We start from the raw sequence: 14,394 nt of genomic DNA on the forward strand, positions 1-14,394 counted from the left end.
AGGGGATGGTGCCCATGCGGACGCTGAACCCCTCACCCGACCCTTCGGGTCGACCTCTCCCCTCAGGGGAGAGGTGGCGGCCACTCCACTCGATTCGTCCTAAGCCGCAGGCACCCAGGCTGGCTTGGGCACCACGGGATCGCGGCTGCCGTCGCGTTCGGTGTGGGCGAGGCCGACAAATTTGCCGTCCTGCCACTGGCCGACGGTCCAGAGGCTGCGCAACTGGTTGTCGACCAGTTTCACCTTGCCGATGATGGTGTCGAATTCGCCGGTCGACAGTTCGGCGGTGATGGCTTCGCGGTCGATATCGCCGACCCGCTCGATGGCCTGGTGCAGCATTTCGAGGCTGGCATAGGTGATGGCGCTGGCCCAGCTATCGGGGGCCTGGCCGTTGAGCGCGGTGTGGCGCTCGAAATAGGCGGCGAGGGCTTCGCTGTCGGGGTCGATGCCGCCGACGCCCATCACGCCATTGTGGTTCGGCCCGGCAATGCCCGGATAGATCGGGAAGGCGGTGCCGACGCCGAGATAGAACACTTTTGGGCTGAAATTGGCGACCACCGATTGCTGGGTCAAAGCAAACGTATCGGGCGGATAGGAGAAGGCGACGAAGGTGTCGACGCCGAGCCCGGCAACGTCATTAATGATCGGGGCGAAGTCGGAGGTGCCGAGCGGATAGGTCTTGTCATAGACCAGCTCGAACCCGGCTTCGGTGAAGGCCGGCGTTGCGGCCTTGGACAGGTCGATGCCAAAGCCATCGGCAACCGAAGCGATGGCAACCTTGTTGTTGATGGTGCCGGCCTCGCGCTGCTTGACCAGCAATTGCACCAGCGCATTGGCATAGTCGTGGCCGCCGCCGAGCAACCAGAAGCTGTGCTTCCAGCGCTTGGCCAGATCGGGCGCCATGTCAGTGACGGCGGTGGCGCCCAGCTGCGGATAGCCGAAGCGATCAAAGGTCGGGCCGGATGCCAGATTGGCGCCGGTGCCCCAGGTCGGCAGGATCAGATCGACATTGTCCTGCGTGGCGAGGCGCTCGATGGCGCGCACGGTTTCCTCGGCGGCCGAGCGGTCGTCATATTCGGTGACTTCCAATGGCAGGGTGACGCCGAGCTTGCTCAGCTTGATGCCGCCAGCCTTGTTCACGTCATCGACCCACAGCAGATAGTTCGGCGTGGTGGAGATGCCGGCGCCGGCGGCATTGGCGCCGGTCTTGGAAATGGCATAGCCGATGCGGATGGCGCTGCGATCCTGCGCGAAAACCGGCAGGCCGGCCAAGGCGGTGGCCATGGCGCCGACGCCCATGCCCTGCAAGACGGTTCTACGGCTCAGATTGGTCATGTTTCCTCCCATGCCCGTCATGGCGGGCGCTCCCGAGTTCCCGGTTCCGGCGCTGACCTTGTTGGTCCTGATGCTGCCGGTTCCGACCCTGCCTTGACGGTAGGCCGAGGCTGATCGGGTTAAAATGGACATTACAGAAAGAGAAATGTACTTTTGACGGCAATTTGGAGGGGTGGCATGGTTGGCGCGGTGCGGATGCCGATGTCGGGGCTGGTACAGGATGTCGAGGTAGAAGACATCGCCGGGGCGCTGACGGTGAGCGAATGGGATTTTTCCGCCAGCAAATTGCGGCTGGGCGGGCATGGCTTCGTGCTGGCCTCGGGCCGGGGCGCTTTGCTGCTGGCCGGGAGCAGTCACGCGGTGGAAGGGCCCTGCGTCATCTGGCTGCCCAGCGGCAGCGTGGCGCGGGTGCGGCTCGATGCCGGGGCGCGCGGGGCGATGATGGCGGTATCCGATGCGGCGCTGGGCCGGGTGGTGCCGGCCAGCTCCATCGCCGGCCCATTGCGCCAGGCCATCGACCGGCCGCTGCTGGGCGTGCGGATTGAGCCGGCGGCGGCGCGCGCGACGGTGCGCGATCTCGAAGAGATGCGGCGCGAAACCATGCAGGATCTGCCCGGCATGCGCGAGGCGATCATCAGCCGGCTCTGCCTGGTGCTGATCGCCTTCTGGCGGCTGGGCGGCGATGCCGTGGTGCGTCCGCAATCCTCGCCGCGCCATCTGGTACAGAGCTTTTTGCAACTGGTAGAGCTGAATGCGCGGGCGCAATGGCGGGTCGAGGACTATGCCCGCACGATGGGCGTCACGACCGATCGACTGACCACCGCCATTCGCCGGGCCACCGGGCAGAGCCCGCTGCAACTGGTGCATCATCGGCTGCTGGACGATGCGGAAAACCTGCTGCAGCGCTCGCCATTGCAGGTGCGCGAAATCGCCGACGCCCTGGGCTTTCGCGATGCCGGCTATTTCAACCGCTTCTTCGCCCGGCAGAGGGGCATTTCACCGGGCCGCTATCGTCAGCAAATGCTCCGGCAGCAGGCCGGCGCCGACGGCTCCTACGCCGCCTGGCCCTGATCAAGCCATATTGGCGACGACATCGCGCACGGTCTGCATGAAGCGGCTGCAGGCCAGGCTCGGGGTGGTATCGATGCGCGAGGTCAGGCCCACCGGGCCGGTGGTTTCCGAGGCCGAGAAGGGCAGCAGCGCCAATTGCCCATCCAGCACGTCCTGCGCCACCACGCCCTCGGAAATGATCCACACCGCATCGGTCTGGCGCACATAGGAACGGCCGAAGGCGTTGGACACGGTTTCGACCTCATCGCGCAGATTGGTCACGCCATTGGCAAACAGCATGCCGTCGACCGAGCGGCGGATCACCGAATCCGAGGTCGGCATCAGCGTCTGATAGGCCTCGATCATGCGCAGGTTGAACTGGCTTTCGGCCAGCAGCGGATGGCCAGTGCGCACCACCATCACCACGCGTTCGGAATAAAGATGCTCGAAGGACAGCCCGAGCATGGCGTCCGGCTCGGTCATGCGGCCGATGACCAGATCGACATCGCCGGTGCGCAGCAGCGACAGCAGGTAATTATTCGGCCCGGTAATGATGCTGGTGCGCACATTCTCGCCCTCGGCGGTGAAGGCCGAGACGGCGCTGGGCAGCACCCGCGCCGACACGGTGGGCAGCGCGCCGATCTTGAGCATGGTCGCGCCGGCCGCGTCGCTTGCCGCGTCGATGCCCTGGCGCAAGGCGGCCAGACTGGTGCTGGCATAGCGGTAAAACACTTCGCCAAACGGCGTCAGGAACAGCTTGCGCCGGCTGCGGTCAAATAACGGCTTGCCCAGCAGCTCTTCGAGTTCCTGAATGGTCTTGGACATCGCCGGCTGGCTGATATGCAGCGCTTCGGCGGCCCGGACCACGCTTTTGAGCCGGACCACTTCGAGGAAGCCATTGAGGTGTCGCAGCTTGATGCGCGGGTCGATACTGCTTCTGGCCATCCAATGGGCTCCGGTTATGTTTTTCGGCCGATCGGGCCGGGAACAGGCCGAAGGCGTCGCTTGATCCATAGTCGAGGGGTTATAGTTCGAGCTGAACTAATCATTTTACATGCGCTACGTCACGGCCTTTAACTGCTCCCCGAAGGGGAGACATGATGTTTGCGCAGATCAACAATGTGGTGCTGCATTATCGGCTGCAGGGGCGGGCCGGTGCCCCCGTGCTGGCACTGGCCAATTCGCTGGGCACCGATGCGCGCATCTGGGACGGCGTCATCGCGCTGCTGGCCGAGCGCTATCACATCCTGTCCTATGACAAGCGCGGCCATGGGCTGAGCGATGCGCCGACGGGAGACTACGCCCTCGACGATCATGTCGATGATCTGGCCGGCCTGCTGGATCATCTCGGGCTCGACCGGCTGGCGCTAGCCGGCGTGTCGGTGGGCGGGTTGATCGCCCAGGGCTTTGCCCTGCGCCATCCCGAGCGCCTGAGCGCGCTGGTGCTGTGCGATACCGCGCCAAAAGTGGGCGACGCCGCCATGTGGAACGCCCGCATCGCCGCAGTGCGCGCTGGCGGCATGGCAGCCCTGGTCGATGCGGTAATGCCGCGCTGGTTCACCGACGCCTACCGCCAAAACCGGGCGGACGACCTCGCCGGTTGGCGCAACATGTTTTTGCGCCTGCCGGTGGACGGCTATGCCGGCACCTGTGCGTCGCTGCGCGACGCCGATCTGCGCGATTCCATTGGCGCCATCGCCACGCCGACCTTGGTGGTGGTGGGCGACGCGGATCTGTCGACGCCGCCGGAGCTGGTTCGCGACGCGGCGGAGCGCATTCCCGGCGCGCGCTTTGAGATCATCACCGGCTGCGGCCATCTTCCATCCATTGAACAACCCGAAATATTGGCAGCCAGCATGATGCGTTTTTTCCAGGAGGTCGGCCATGTCTGACACTTCCCGTTTCGACGAGGGCATGGCGACCCGCCGCTCCGTATTGGGCAGTCCCCATGTTGACGCCGCGCTGGCGCGCAGCACGACCTTCGACGAGGATTTCCAGAACTTTATCACCGAAGGCGCCTGGGGTTCGGTATGGTCGCGACCGGGGCTGACCAAGCGCGAGCGCTCGATGCTGACCATTGCGCTGCTGGCGGCGCTAGGCCACGACGAGGAGGTGGCCATGCATGTGCGGGCCACGGTCAATACCGGGGCTTCGCCCGACGACATCAAGGAAGCGCTGCTGCATGTAGCGGTCTATGCCGGGGTGCCCGCGGCCAATCGGGCGTTCCGCATTGCCAAGGACGAACTGGCCAAACTGGAGGCATCGCGATGAGCGGTATCATTTTGCCCGGCGCCGACGGGGTGCTGTATCCGCGCGACCGCGCCTGGCATCCCCCGGCCGATACGCCCGGCTATAAAAGTTCAACCTTACGCGCGCCCAAGCATGCGCTGCTGTCGCTGCCGGGCACCGCGTCAGAGCTGACCGGTCCGACCTTTGGGCATTCCAGCCTCAACCCGCTCGACAATGATCTGATCCGCAATTTCAGCCAGGACGGCAGCGAGGCCATCGGCCAGCGCATGATCGTCTACGGCCAGGTGCTGGACGAGAATGCGCGGGCAGTGCCCAATACGCTGGTCGAATTCTGGCAGGCCAATGCCGGCGGTCGCTATCGCCACAAGCGCGAGGCCTATCTGGCCCCGCTCGACCCCAATTTCGGCGGTTGCGGCCGCGCCATCACCGACGAGAACGGCTTTTACAGCTTCCGCACCGTCAAGCCGGGCGCCTATCCCTGGCCTAATCGGGGCAATGACTGGCGCCCCGCCCATATCCACTTCTCGGTGTTCGGCCATGCCTTTGCGCAACGGCTGATCACCCAGATGTATTTCGAGGGCGATCCGATGATCTGGCAGTGCCCGATTGTCGGCTCGATCGCCGACAAGGCGGCCATCGACCAGTTGATTGCCCGGCTCGACCGGCACAACACCACGCCGATGGATGCGCTGGCCTATCGCTTCGATATCGTGTTGCGCGGCCGCCGCTCGACCATGTTTGAAAACAAGCTGGAGGGGAACTGATGCTTCACCCCGTTCCCACCCTGAAAGAGACCCCGTCGCAGACGGCTGGTCCCTATGTCCATATCGGGCTGACGCCCAATTTCGCCGAGATCAAGGGCATCTACCCGACCGATCCCGGCATCACCATGCTGACGCCCGAGACTGTGGGCGAGCGCATCATCGTCTCCGGCCGCATCATTGACGGCAGCGGCGCCATGGTGGCTGACGCGGTGGTGGAATGCTGGCAGGCCGATAGCACCGGCTCCTATGTCGCGCCAATGGCTCCCAACTCCAACAGCGCGCCCGCCTTCACCGGCTGGGGTCGCCAGCCGACCAATGGCGAAGGTGTTTTTGCCTTCGAGACCATCAAGCCCGGCCCGGTGCCTGGCCCCGATGGCAGACTGATGGCGCCGCATCTGGCGCTGTGGATCGTGGCGCGCGGCATCAATATCGGGTTGCAGACTAGGCTTTATTTCGAGGACGAAGCCGACGCCAACGCCGGCGACTTCGTGCTCAACAAAATCCCCGACCCCCGCCGCCGCGCCACCCTGATCGCCCGCAAGGAAGCCGGCATCGTGCCGCGCTACGTGCTCGACATCCACCTGCAGGGCGACAAGGAAACGGTGTTTTTCGACGTCTGAGCCGAACTGCGTCTACAGGTGGCCGCCATTGGCCACCTGTAGCCCGGTTGTCTTTTTGGCTTTACGCCGTGCGATTGCCCCAGGTGCCAAGGTTGCTCGGCGCAAGCAGCGGGGAGGCATTGCCGACCAGGGCGAGTTCGCCCGCCGTGTTGAGCAGGTCAGCACCCAGGCCCAGCATGCGTTCCTCGGTCAGCCGCAGAGAGGGACCCGCGACCACTATGACGGCCGTGGCCTTCTCGCCTCGTCGTCTCACCGGCGCGGCCATCGAACTCATCCCGGGGGCGTAAACATCGCGGATCAGGCTGAAGCCACGTCGCCGATGGACATCCAGCATTTTCAGCAATTGCTTGATGGTGGTCGGCGCTTCGGGGCCGAAATGCTCGGGGGTGCCGAAGCCCTGACGGGACACGGCTTCGATGGCCTCTTCCTCGGACAAGGTCATCAGCCAGGCATGGCCGGCCGCGCTGCAGGACAGGCGCAGATCGATGCCCATGTCGGGATCGTAGAGCAGACCGGATTTGGCGCCCTGAGCCTTGGCCACGAGGGTGAGTCTGGCCCCGTCAACGATCGCCAGCCGCACCAATTCTTCGGTTGTATCGGCCAGGCGCCGCAGCAAGGGTTGGGCGATGTCCACGACACCCGACTTGCTCAAATAGCTCAGCCCCATCGAGGGCAGCTTGGTGGTCAGGCCATATTCGCCGCGCTGCATCTGGCGCACATAGCCGTAACCGATCAGCTCGACCAGTGTGCGGTGGCACCCGCTTCTCAGCTGATTGAGATCGGTCGCAATACTGGCGAGCGGCGCGCCTTCAGGGCGTGCCGACAAATATTCCAGTATCGCCAAAGTCTTTTCGATTGCGCCGCTCATATCGTCCCTCTTCCCGGATTTGCTACGTCGTTTATCGGCAGAATGCAAGTTGGTTCAAAATCGGTATGCCTTTCACAAATTGAACGTCATAAAAAATAATTGCAATCGCGCATTTTGTTGGATATCTCCATCGGGCCATCACGAACTTGGGAGGAGAAATGATGATGAAGATGACCCGACGTGCCTTGGGCTGCCTGATGGGCGTTGCCCTTGCCGCCACTGCCTTTGGTGCCCACGCTCAGGATATCCAGGAGCGCACCCTCAGATTTGCCGTCAGCCTTGCAGCGGACCATCCGCTCAGCGTCGCCGGGCAGAAATTCGCCGATCTCGTCGGTGAAAAAAGCGACGGCAAAATCACCGTCTCGTTCTATCCCAATGCGGTCCTGGGCAGTGATCAGCAGAACCTGTCGGCGATCCGCGGCGGCACGCTGGACTTCACCTCGATGGCGACCGGCCTGCTCGCCGGCATCAACAGCGAATTCATGGTCTTCGACCTGCCATTCCTGTTCAACAATTCGCTGGAAGCCTACACGCTCAGCGATGGGCCGGTCGGCAGCGCGCTGCTGGCATCACTGGCCAGCGACGGCATTCATGGGCTGGGCATCTGGGATCTCGGCTTCCGCAACATGACCAACAGCAAGCGTCCGATTACGCGCCTGGAGGATCTGGCGGGCCTCAAGCTGCGCGTCATCGCCTCGCCGATCTATATCGATCTGTTCACCGCGCTCGGCGCCAATCCGGTGCCGATGACCTTTGGTGAAGTCTATAGCGCCCTCGAATCCCACGCGATTGACGGTCAGGACAATCCGCTCGCGGTGATCACCTCCGCCAAGTTCGCCGAGGTGCAGAAATACCTCTCGATCACGCGGCACATCTATACCGGCATGCCGTTCCTCATGAGCCAAAAGACCTGGGACGCCCTGTCTGCCGACGAGCAGCAACTCATCGCCGAGGCCGCAGAAGAGGCCAAGGTATATGAACGCCAGATCGTCCAGCAACAGGACGAAGCGGCTATCGGCGAGCTGCAGGCCACGATGGAAGTCAATGAGCTTGCGCCTGACGAGATTGCCCGCCTGCGCGAGCATGTCAAACCGGTGGTCGAGAAGTTCGCGGCCGAGGCCGGTGCCGACATTATGGGTCAGGTCGAGGCCGAACTGGCAAATCTCCGTAAGGGTCAGTGATCGGCAATGACTCTTCTTGGCGATGCCTCTGTCGCAATGTGGTGGGATGTGAGCGCCGCTCATCGAGCGGAGTTTCAGGACTGGCACTCTCACGAGCATTTTCCCGAGAGAATGCGTATCCCCGGCTTCCAGCGCGGTTCGCGCTGGAAGAGCCTGGATCATGATGATGGTTTCTTCGTCATGTATGAGTTGGCCTCGTACGATACCCTGACCTCCCCGCATTATCTGGAGCGGCTGAATGATCCGACCCCCTGGTCGGTGACGATGATGCCGCATCATCGCAACATGGTGCGGAGCCAGTGCCGAACCATATCGAGCAGTGGCAGCGGCGTGGCGGGCTTCATGCTGACCATCCGGCTGTCGCCGGAGCCGGGCCGGGCAGGGCGCCTGGAAACCGTTTTGGACGGCCAGTTGCGCCGGCTGCCCGAAAGGCCAGGCCTGACCGGTGCACATTTGCTGCAAACACAAACGCCCGATGCTGCCGCCACGCGTGAGCAGCAGATCAGGGGAGGCGATGCGGCAGCCGACTGGATCGTGCTGGTTTCGGGCTATGATCCGGACATCTTGCGTTCGGTCGCGGCCAATGATCTGGCAGAGCCGATCCTGCGCCAGGCCGGCGCCGCACCAGGCCATGCTTCCTCATTGCACCGGCTCTGCCATAGCATCACCCCGACGGACCTTTGAGCTGGATTGAGACGGGCTTTCGGTCGCGTCTCGCAGGCATAGGCTCGGCCATCCCGGTTTCACCTACGGAGAAAGTGGCGTGAACAAGCTTCTCGAATTCTACTGCAAGGGGCTGCAGGCGATCGCCGTGGCCTGCCTTGTGGTCATGGTCGGACTGGTGTTCGGCAATGTCGTCCTGCGCTACGCGTTCAATTCCGGCATTGTGGTGGCCGAAGAAATTGCCCGCTGGCTGTTTGTCTGGGTGACGTTCCTGGGGGCCACCTTTGCCCTGCGCGAGCATGCCCACCTGGGCACCGATATGCTGGTCGGGCGCCTGGGCGTGACCGGAAAGAAGCTGTGCTTCGTCATAGCCTACAGCCTGATGCTGTGGGTCTGTTGGCTGATGTTCAGCGGCGCCCTCGAACAAACCCGCATGAATTGGCATGTCTCGGCCCCCTCCAGCGGCCTGCCGGTCGCCTGGTTCTATCTGTCGGGCGTGGTGTTCAGTGTCTCGGCCGCCGCGATCCTGCTCAACGACCTCTACCGGGTGCTGACCGGGCGGGCCGATGAAGCCGATCTCGTCGCCATCAAGGAATCGGAGGATTTGCGATGACCATTCTCGTGTTTGTCGGCGCGCTGCTCGGCGCCATGGCCATCGGTGTGCCGATTTCTTTCGCCCTGCTGGTCTCGGGCGCCGCCCTGATGTGGCATCTCGACATGTTCGACGCACAGATCATTGCTGAAAACGTCATTCACGGCGCCGACAGCTACCCATTGCTGGCCGTGCCATTCTTTATGCTCGCCGGCGAAATCATGAATGTCGGCGGCCTGTCCAAGCGCCTGGTCAATCTTGCCCTGGTCATGATTGGCCATGTGCGCGGTGGCCTGGGCTATGTCACCATCATTGCCGCTTGCCTCATGGCGGCCTTGTCCGGGTCCGCCGTCGCCGATGCGGCCATGCTGACAGCATTGTTGCTGCCGATGATGGTTGCTGCCGGTCATGATCGACCGCGTTCGGCCGGCCTGATCGCATCGGCCAGCATTATCGCGCCGGTCATCCCGCCCAGCATCGGCTTCATCATTTTCGGCGTGGCCGCCAATGTGTCGATCTCCAAGTTGTTTTTCGCCGGTATTTTCCCCGGCCTGATGCTGGCCGGCGCCCTGCTGGTCACCTGGTGGTGGCTCGAGCGGAAGAGCCCTGTCGCGCCGCTTGCCAAGCGGTCCAAGGGGGACTTCCTGCTGGCGCTACGCCAGGCCAGCTTCGCGCTGGTGCTGCCGATCATCATCATTGTCGGCCTCAGGATGGGCGTCTTCACCCCGACCGAAGCCGGCGTCGTGGCTGCGGTTTACGCGCTGTTCGTCTCGACCGTTATCTATCGCGAGATGACTTTGGCGGTGCTGTACAAGGCCTTTGTCGACGCCGTTCGGACCAGCGCCGTCGTCATGTTGCTGGTGGCGGCCGCGGCGGTCAGCGCGTGGCTGATCACCGTCGCCAATATTCCGCAGGAAGTGGTCGCGCTGCTCAGCCCGCTGAAAGACAATCCCATCCTGCTGATGGCGGCGATCATGGCGCTGGTGATGGTTGTCGGCACGGCGCTCGACCTGACGCCGACCATCCTCATCCTGACGCCGGTACTCATGCCGCTCGTCAAGATGGCGGGGATTGACCCGGTCTATTTTGGCGTGATGTTCATGATCAACTGCGCCATCGGCCTGATCACGCCACCAGTGGGTGTTGTGCTCAACACGGTGGCCGGCGTCGGCAGGGTAAAGATGGATGAGGTCACCATCGGCGTGTTGCCCTTCATGCTGGCCCAGTTCGTCCTGATGTTCCTGATGATCCTGTTCCCGCAACTCGTAACCGTACCCGCGCAGCTGTTTCATTGAGCTGAGTGCGGGCGCTGGCGGGAATTAGCCATGCTATGCGCTGGCCCGCCCGCTGGCTAGCATTGCAAGACTAGGGAGCCGTCGGCATCGCGACCGACCAAGTTGCGGTGCCTTATCCGCGTCTGGCCGGCCGCCCAGAAAATGCGGATTCTGGCAGCGATCTGAGCTGACGCGCTTACAGAGCAAAGTCCTGGTTGGCGGTTTTGGTCTGATGTGGTTGGGACGTTTTGGCACCCGGCAGGATTCGAACCTGTGGCTTCCGCCTTCGGAGGGCAGCGCTCTATCCAGCTGAGCTACGGGTGCATCCGTTGCGCGGGGACGGGCCACCGGCTGAACTGGGCGCAACCTAACCAAAGCCGGTGATCGGCGCAACGGGCGTTTTGGCCAAAATGCTGCGACTCCACAGCGGCCTCTCGCTGCCGTCGGGCTGCGGGATTGTCGCCCAGCCAACCGGCGTGCCGCCATGGCCGGCGGGGCAGGGGCCGTGGAGTATCGGCATGGCCTGCACGCCGTGCCGCACGGCCATTTCTGCCAAGACCGGAATCTGGCTATATCCGGGCTGCTGCCATCAATCTGCCATCAGACTGCCGTGATTGGGCCCTATCGCGCCAGAACGATGAATCCGCTAGAGTGGTGGCATGGCATTTCCAACCAATTTTTTCAGCAGCGCCCGCCGCCTTGGCGCCGCTAGCCTGCTGGCCCTGCTCGTATCCGGCTGCTCGATGAGTGCGCTCAAGCCGGCGCCCGGCCCGGCCACTGCGGCGCTGGCGGCCTTCGCCAGTCCTGAAGCCACGCCGGAAGGCCATGTCCCCGATGCGGCTTTGGTGCCCGAGGCGCCGGTGGCGCTGGCCTATGCCGGTGGCGCCTATGATGGGTTGGTGGCCCATTATGCCGCGCAATATGCGGTGCCCGAATCCCTGATACACCGCGTCATTCAGCGCGAAAGCAAATATAACGCCGCCGCCCGCAACGGACCCTATTATGGCCTGATGCAGATCAGCCACGCCACGGCCAAGGGCATGGGCTATGGCGGCTCGCCCGCCGGGCTGCTCGATGCCGAAACCAATCTGCGCTATGCCGTGCGCTATCTGGCGGGGGCCTATGTCACCGCCCACGGCAATTCCGATCAGGCCATGCGCTATTACGCCCGCGGCTTCTATTACGATGCCAAGCGCGCCGGCCTGCTCGAAAAATCCGGTCTGCGCTAGCCGCCAGCCGACGTCGTTTCAATAGTTGGCACGCAGCAAGCTGTCGTCCTTGCCCGGCAACCTAGCACGGGCAGCTGTCCGCATGGACCACCCGGACAAGCCGGGTGGTGACGATGGGGTGAGTGGGAGAATGACCCGGTGAAGCCGGGCTAGCCCAGTCTAAAATGCCTAATCTGCTGTGCGTCCGGCCAGCAGCAGGGCAATCTGGGTTGCCAGTTCGGCCTGCTGATAGGGCTTGGACAGGCGGGGCAGGTTGGTGGAGGTGCCGCTGGGCAGGTCGGCATAGCCGGTGGCCAGCAGGATCGGCAGGTTCGGCTGCAACTCGCGCGCGCGCTCGGCCAGCTCCACCCCGGTCATGCCCGGCATGGCATAGTCGGTGATCAGAGCGTCGATTTGCCGGCCGCTGCCGAGAATTTGCAGCGCCTCCTTGCCGGAATAGGCTTCCAGCGCCGTATGACCCAAATCCTGCACCATATCGACGGTGCTCATATTGATCAGGGCGTCATCATCCACCACCAGAATGACCGAGGCCGGCGGTGTGGATGGCTGTTCGGGCTTCACGGACAAAACCTCCTTGGTCGGGGACAGGGCGACGGGCAGCCACAATTGGGCGGTAGTGCCTTCGCCCAGCCGGCTATCGAGTTGCAGGGCGCCGCCGAGCTGCACGGCCAGTCCATGCACCATCGACAGGCCCAGACCGGTGCCCTTGCCCAGCTCCTTGGTTGAGAAAAATGGCTCAATTGCGCTCTTGAGCGTGGATTCATCCATGCCGGTGCCGGTGTCGCCGACGCTGAGGCGCAAAAACGGCCCCGACAGGTCCAGCCCGCTGGTGGCGCCGTCCCGCAGGCCGAGCACCAGCCGCAGCCGCCCACCCTCGGGCATGGCGTCGCGGGCATTGACCGCCAGGTTGAGAATGGCCAGTTCGAGCTGGTTGGCGTCGACCCGGGCCGGCGGCAGATCCGGCTCGATGGCGAAATCCACCGCGATCAGCGGCCCGATCGAGCGTTCGAGCAGCCCGCGCATGCCGTCGAGCAATTGCGCCAGATCGGTCGGGGCCGGGCGCAAATCCTGCCGCCGGGCAAAGGCCAGCAGCCGCGAGGTCAGCGACGCACCACGCTGCGCGCCCTGCAGCGCCCCATCGATGAAACGCTGCATTTGCGGATCATTGGGCAGGCGCTTGCGCAGCAATTCCAGATTGCCCTGGATGGCGGCCAGGAGATTGTTGAAGTCATGCGCCACGCCGCCGGTCAGTTGGCCGATGGTTTCCATCTTTTGCGCCTGCCGCAGCTGCTCCTCGGCCCGCCGCCGTTCGGTCATTTCGCGGAAAAACGCTGCCCCGCCGACGATTTCGCCATCGCCGCCGCGCAAGGGCGCATGCTGGCTTTCCAGCACCACCTGATTGCCGGTCAGCGTGTGCAGTTCGATTTCCTCGATCGGCCCGGAAATCCCGGCCAGCGCATCGCGCAGCCGCAGCTCGATGGTTTCGTTCTGGCCGTCGCCGACAATGCGCGCCAGCGAGCGCCTCAGCACCGCCGGCGCCGGCAGGCCGAAAATCCGCTCCATCACCGGGTTCCAGATCGTCACCCGGAAATTGGTGTCATAGGCGACAATGCCGGCCGGCACGCTGGTCAGCAGCAGCCCGGACAGCGCCCGCTCGCCACGCAGCGCCTGCTGGGTGCGCTCGCGTTCGGCCGCCACCGCTTCGAGCAGCTTTTCCCGCTCGGCCTCGGCCAGCTTGCGCGCGGTAATCTCCGAAGCCACGCCGATCAGCGTCTGCGGCTGGCCAAAGCGGTCGGTCAATACCCGGGCGCGCGCATCGATCCAGTGCACGCTGCCATCGGGCCAGTGAATGCGGTATTCCAGCACCAGATCGGCGCCTGCCATGGCGTCGTCAAAGCCGCGCTGTACCCGCTTTTGCTCGGGCAGCGCCACCGCCTCGATCAGATCGGCAAACAGCAGCGTCTCGTCGGGGCGGCGGCCGAAACAGGCCTTGAACTGGTCCGAGCCGGACAGCACCTGCTCGGCAATATCGAGTTCCCACGAGCCCATGCGCCCGGCCAGCAGCGCCGTTTGCAGCCGTTGCTCGGCCTCGCGCATGCCTTCGAGATCGCGCCGTGCCTGATATTGCCGACGGCGGCCCCGCAGCGCATTGTCCACCATGTTGAGCAGCGCCACCGGCTGCCACGTCCCCGCCAGCACCAGCACATTGCCCAGCGCCGAACAGGGCTCGCCCGCCAGTGGACCGAGGATGATCAAGGGGAAATCCGACCACGGCGCCTGACCCGCGATCCAGCCCTGCAGCGCCGCCAGCTTGGCGCCCTGCAAGACCGCGCTGGCGATAATGGCGAGGCCCGCGCCGCTCTGCATTTCCGCCAGCAGCCCATCCATCGTCGCGACGGCATCAACCTGGCGCCCGGCCTCGCGCAGCAACGCGATGGCCTGGGACCCGTCTTGCCCCTGTGGTGTCAGGATCAGTGCCCGTTCCGAACTGATCACGCCCGGTCATCTCCGCTTCTGGCCGCCACGCCGGCCGTCTATGGCGCCGCGTCGGGATGGGTTTGTCCCAGT

The 14,394-nt window shown here is 64.1% G+C and carries 14 protein-coding genes, 1 tRNA gene and 1 pseudogene; 10 read left to right on the top strand and 6 right to left on the bottom strand.

Translation table 11 applies throughout. The features are described from left to right. Positions 1-99 precede the first annotated feature (99 nt). Positions 100-1,335 (bottom strand): amino acid ABC transporter substrate-binding protein, encoded by a 1,236-nt coding sequence (locus ACX3OW_RS04420; RefSeq protein WP_459094516.1) that lies wholly within the window; start codon positions 1,333-1,335, stop codon positions 100-102. A 177-nt stretch (positions 1,336-1,512) separates the two neighbouring features. Between ACX3OW_RS04420 and ACX3OW_RS04425 the strand changes: the two genes are divergently transcribed. After that, entirely contained in the window at positions 1,513-2,406 is an 894-nt protein-coding gene (locus ACX3OW_RS04425) for an AraC family transcriptional regulator (protein WP_459094517.1), read from the top strand. On the opposite strand, the gene pcaQ is transcribed toward ACX3OW_RS04425, so the two are convergent. Continuing rightward, entirely contained in the window at positions 2,407-3,330 is a 924-nt protein-coding gene (gene pcaQ / locus ACX3OW_RS04430) for a pca operon transcription factor PcaQ (RefSeq protein ID WP_459094518.1), read from the bottom strand. It lies immediately after the preceding gene. A gap of 152 nt (positions 3,331-3,482) precedes the next feature. On the opposite strand from pcaQ, the gene pcaD reads away from it, so the two are divergent. The 4 genes from pcaD to pcaG are packed head-to-tail and all read left to right on the top strand — an operon-like array spanning position 3,483 to position 6,019. Next, complete coding sequence (pcaD, locus tag ACX3OW_RS04435) at positions 3,483-4,277, top strand: 3-oxoadipate enol-lactonase (RefSeq protein ID WP_459094519.1); 795 nt, start codon at positions 3,483-3,485, stop codon at positions 4,275-4,277. Next, complete coding sequence (gene pcaC / locus ACX3OW_RS04440) at positions 4,270-4,656, top strand: 4-carboxymuconolactone decarboxylase (RefSeq protein WP_459094520.1); 387 nt, start codon at positions 4,270-4,272, stop codon at positions 4,654-4,656. Before pcaD ends, pcaC begins: the two co-directional genes overlap by 8 nt. After that, positions 4,653-5,399, top strand: coding sequence for a protocatechuate 3,4-dioxygenase subunit beta (pcaH, locus tag ACX3OW_RS04445; protein ID WP_459094521.1), 747 nt, complete (start codon positions 4,653-4,655; stop codon positions 5,397-5,399). Before pcaC ends, pcaH begins: the two co-directional genes overlap by 4 nt. Continuing rightward, positions 5,399-6,019 carry a protocatechuate 3,4-dioxygenase subunit alpha gene (pcaG, locus tag ACX3OW_RS04450; RefSeq protein ID WP_459094522.1) on the top strand — a complete coding sequence of 207 codons (621 nt, stop codon included), beginning with the start codon at positions 5,399-5,401 and terminating at the stop codon, positions 6,017-6,019. Before pcaH ends, pcaG begins: the two co-directional genes overlap by 1 nt. A gap of 61 nt (positions 6,020-6,080) precedes the next feature. On the opposite strand, the gene ACX3OW_RS04455 is transcribed toward pcaG, so the two are convergent. After that, positions 6,081-6,887: an IclR family transcriptional regulator gene (locus ACX3OW_RS04455; protein WP_459094523.1), complete on the bottom strand. Its 807-nt coding sequence runs from the start codon at positions 6,885-6,887 to the stop codon at positions 6,081-6,083. Positions 6,888-7,051: 164 nt separating this feature from the next. Here ACX3OW_RS04455 and ACX3OW_RS04460 point away from each other — a divergent pair, with 164 nt between their 5' ends. From ACX3OW_RS04460 to ACX3OW_RS04475, 4 genes are all read left to right on the top strand, one after another. Continuing rightward, on the top strand, positions 7,052-8,068 hold the full coding sequence (locus ACX3OW_RS04460; protein ID WP_459094524.1) for a TRAP transporter substrate-binding protein: 1,017 nt from the start codon (positions 7,052-7,054) through the stop codon (positions 8,066-8,068). A gap of 6 nt (positions 8,069-8,074) precedes the next feature. Next, positions 8,075-8,752, top strand: coding sequence for a hypothetical protein (locus tag ACX3OW_RS04465; RefSeq protein ID WP_459094525.1), 678 nt, complete (start codon positions 8,075-8,077; stop codon positions 8,750-8,752). Between the two features lie 79 nt (positions 8,753-8,831). Beyond that, complete coding sequence (locus ACX3OW_RS04470; RefSeq protein ID WP_459094526.1) at positions 8,832-9,344, top strand: TRAP transporter small permease; 513 nt, start codon at positions 8,832-8,834, stop codon at positions 9,342-9,344. After that, a complete protein-coding gene (locus ACX3OW_RS04475) occupies positions 9,341-10,618 on the top strand; it encodes a TRAP transporter large permease (RefSeq protein ID WP_459094527.1) in 1,278 nt (425 codons plus the stop codon). Before ACX3OW_RS04470 ends, ACX3OW_RS04475 begins: the two co-directional genes overlap by 4 nt. Before the next feature lie 229 nt (positions 10,619-10,847). Here ACX3OW_RS04475 and ACX3OW_RS04480 read toward each other — a convergent pair. Both ACX3OW_RS04480 and ACX3OW_RS04485 read right to left on the bottom strand, forming a co-directional pair. Continuing rightward, positions 10,848-10,921, bottom strand: a tRNA-Arg gene (locus ACX3OW_RS04480). A 43-nt stretch (positions 10,922-10,964) separates the two neighbouring features. Beyond that, positions 10,965-11,153 carry a hypothetical protein gene (locus ACX3OW_RS04485; RefSeq protein ID WP_459094528.1) on the bottom strand — a complete coding sequence of 63 codons (189 nt, stop codon included), beginning with the start codon at positions 11,151-11,153 and terminating at the stop codon, positions 10,965-10,967. A gap of 205 nt (positions 11,154-11,358) precedes the next feature. On the opposite strand from ACX3OW_RS04485, the pseudogene ACX3OW_RS04490 reads away from it, so the two are divergent. Next, positions 11,359-11,826: pseudogene (locus ACX3OW_RS04490) on the top strand (transglycosylase SLT domain-containing protein); the annotation flags it as partial. A 168-nt stretch (positions 11,827-11,994) separates the two neighbouring features. Here the strand turns inward: ACX3OW_RS04490 and ACX3OW_RS04495 are convergent. After that, positions 11,995-14,322, bottom strand: coding sequence for a hybrid sensor histidine kinase/response regulator (locus tag ACX3OW_RS04495; protein ID WP_459094529.1), 2,328 nt, complete (start codon positions 14,320-14,322; stop codon positions 11,995-11,997). Positions 14,323-14,394: the final 72 nt, after the last annotated feature.

Source organism: Devosia sp. A449 (genome assembly GCF_054489375.1).

Excerpts from the sequence above, each read along its gene's own strand:
- pcaC (WP_459094520.1), top strand. The coding sequence starts at position 4,270 with ATGTCTGACACTTCCCGTTTCGACGAGGGCATGGCGACCCGCCGCTCC.
- ACX3OW_RS04460 (WP_459094524.1), top strand. The coding sequence starts at position 7,052 with ATGAAGATGACCCGACGTGCCTTGGGCTGCCTGATGGGCGTTGCCCTT.
- pcaQ (WP_459094518.1), bottom strand. The coding sequence starts at position 3,330 with ATGGCCAGAAGCAGTATCGACCCGCGCATCAAGCTGCGACACCTCAAT.
- ACX3OW_RS04455 (WP_459094523.1), bottom strand. The coding sequence starts at position 6,887 with ATGAGCGGCGCAATCGAAAAGACTTTGGCGATACTGGAATATTTGTCG.
- pcaG (WP_459094522.1), top strand. The coding sequence starts at position 5,399 with ATGCTTCACCCCGTTCCCACCCTGAAAGAGACCCCGTCGCAGACGGCT.
- pcaH (WP_459094521.1), top strand. The coding sequence starts at position 4,653 with ATGAGCGGTATCATTTTGCCCGGCGCCGACGGGGTGCTGTATCCGCGC.
- ACX3OW_RS04465 (WP_459094525.1), top strand. The coding sequence starts at position 8,075 with ATGACTCTTCTTGGCGATGCCTCTGTCGCAATGTGGTGGGATGTGAGC.
- pcaD (WP_459094519.1), top strand. The coding sequence starts at position 3,483 with ATGATGTTTGCGCAGATCAACAATGTGGTGCTGCATTATCGGCTGCAG.
- ACX3OW_RS04420 (WP_459094516.1), bottom strand. The coding sequence starts at position 1,335 with ATGACCAATCTGAGCCGTAGAACCGTCTTGCAGGGCATGGGCGTCGGC.
- ACX3OW_RS04425 (WP_459094517.1), top strand. The coding sequence starts at position 1,513 with ATGGTTGGCGCGGTGCGGATGCCGATGTCGGGGCTGGTACAGGATGTC.
- ACX3OW_RS04475 (WP_459094527.1), top strand. The coding sequence starts at position 9,341 with ATGACCATTCTCGTGTTTGTCGGCGCGCTGCTCGGCGCCATGGCCATC.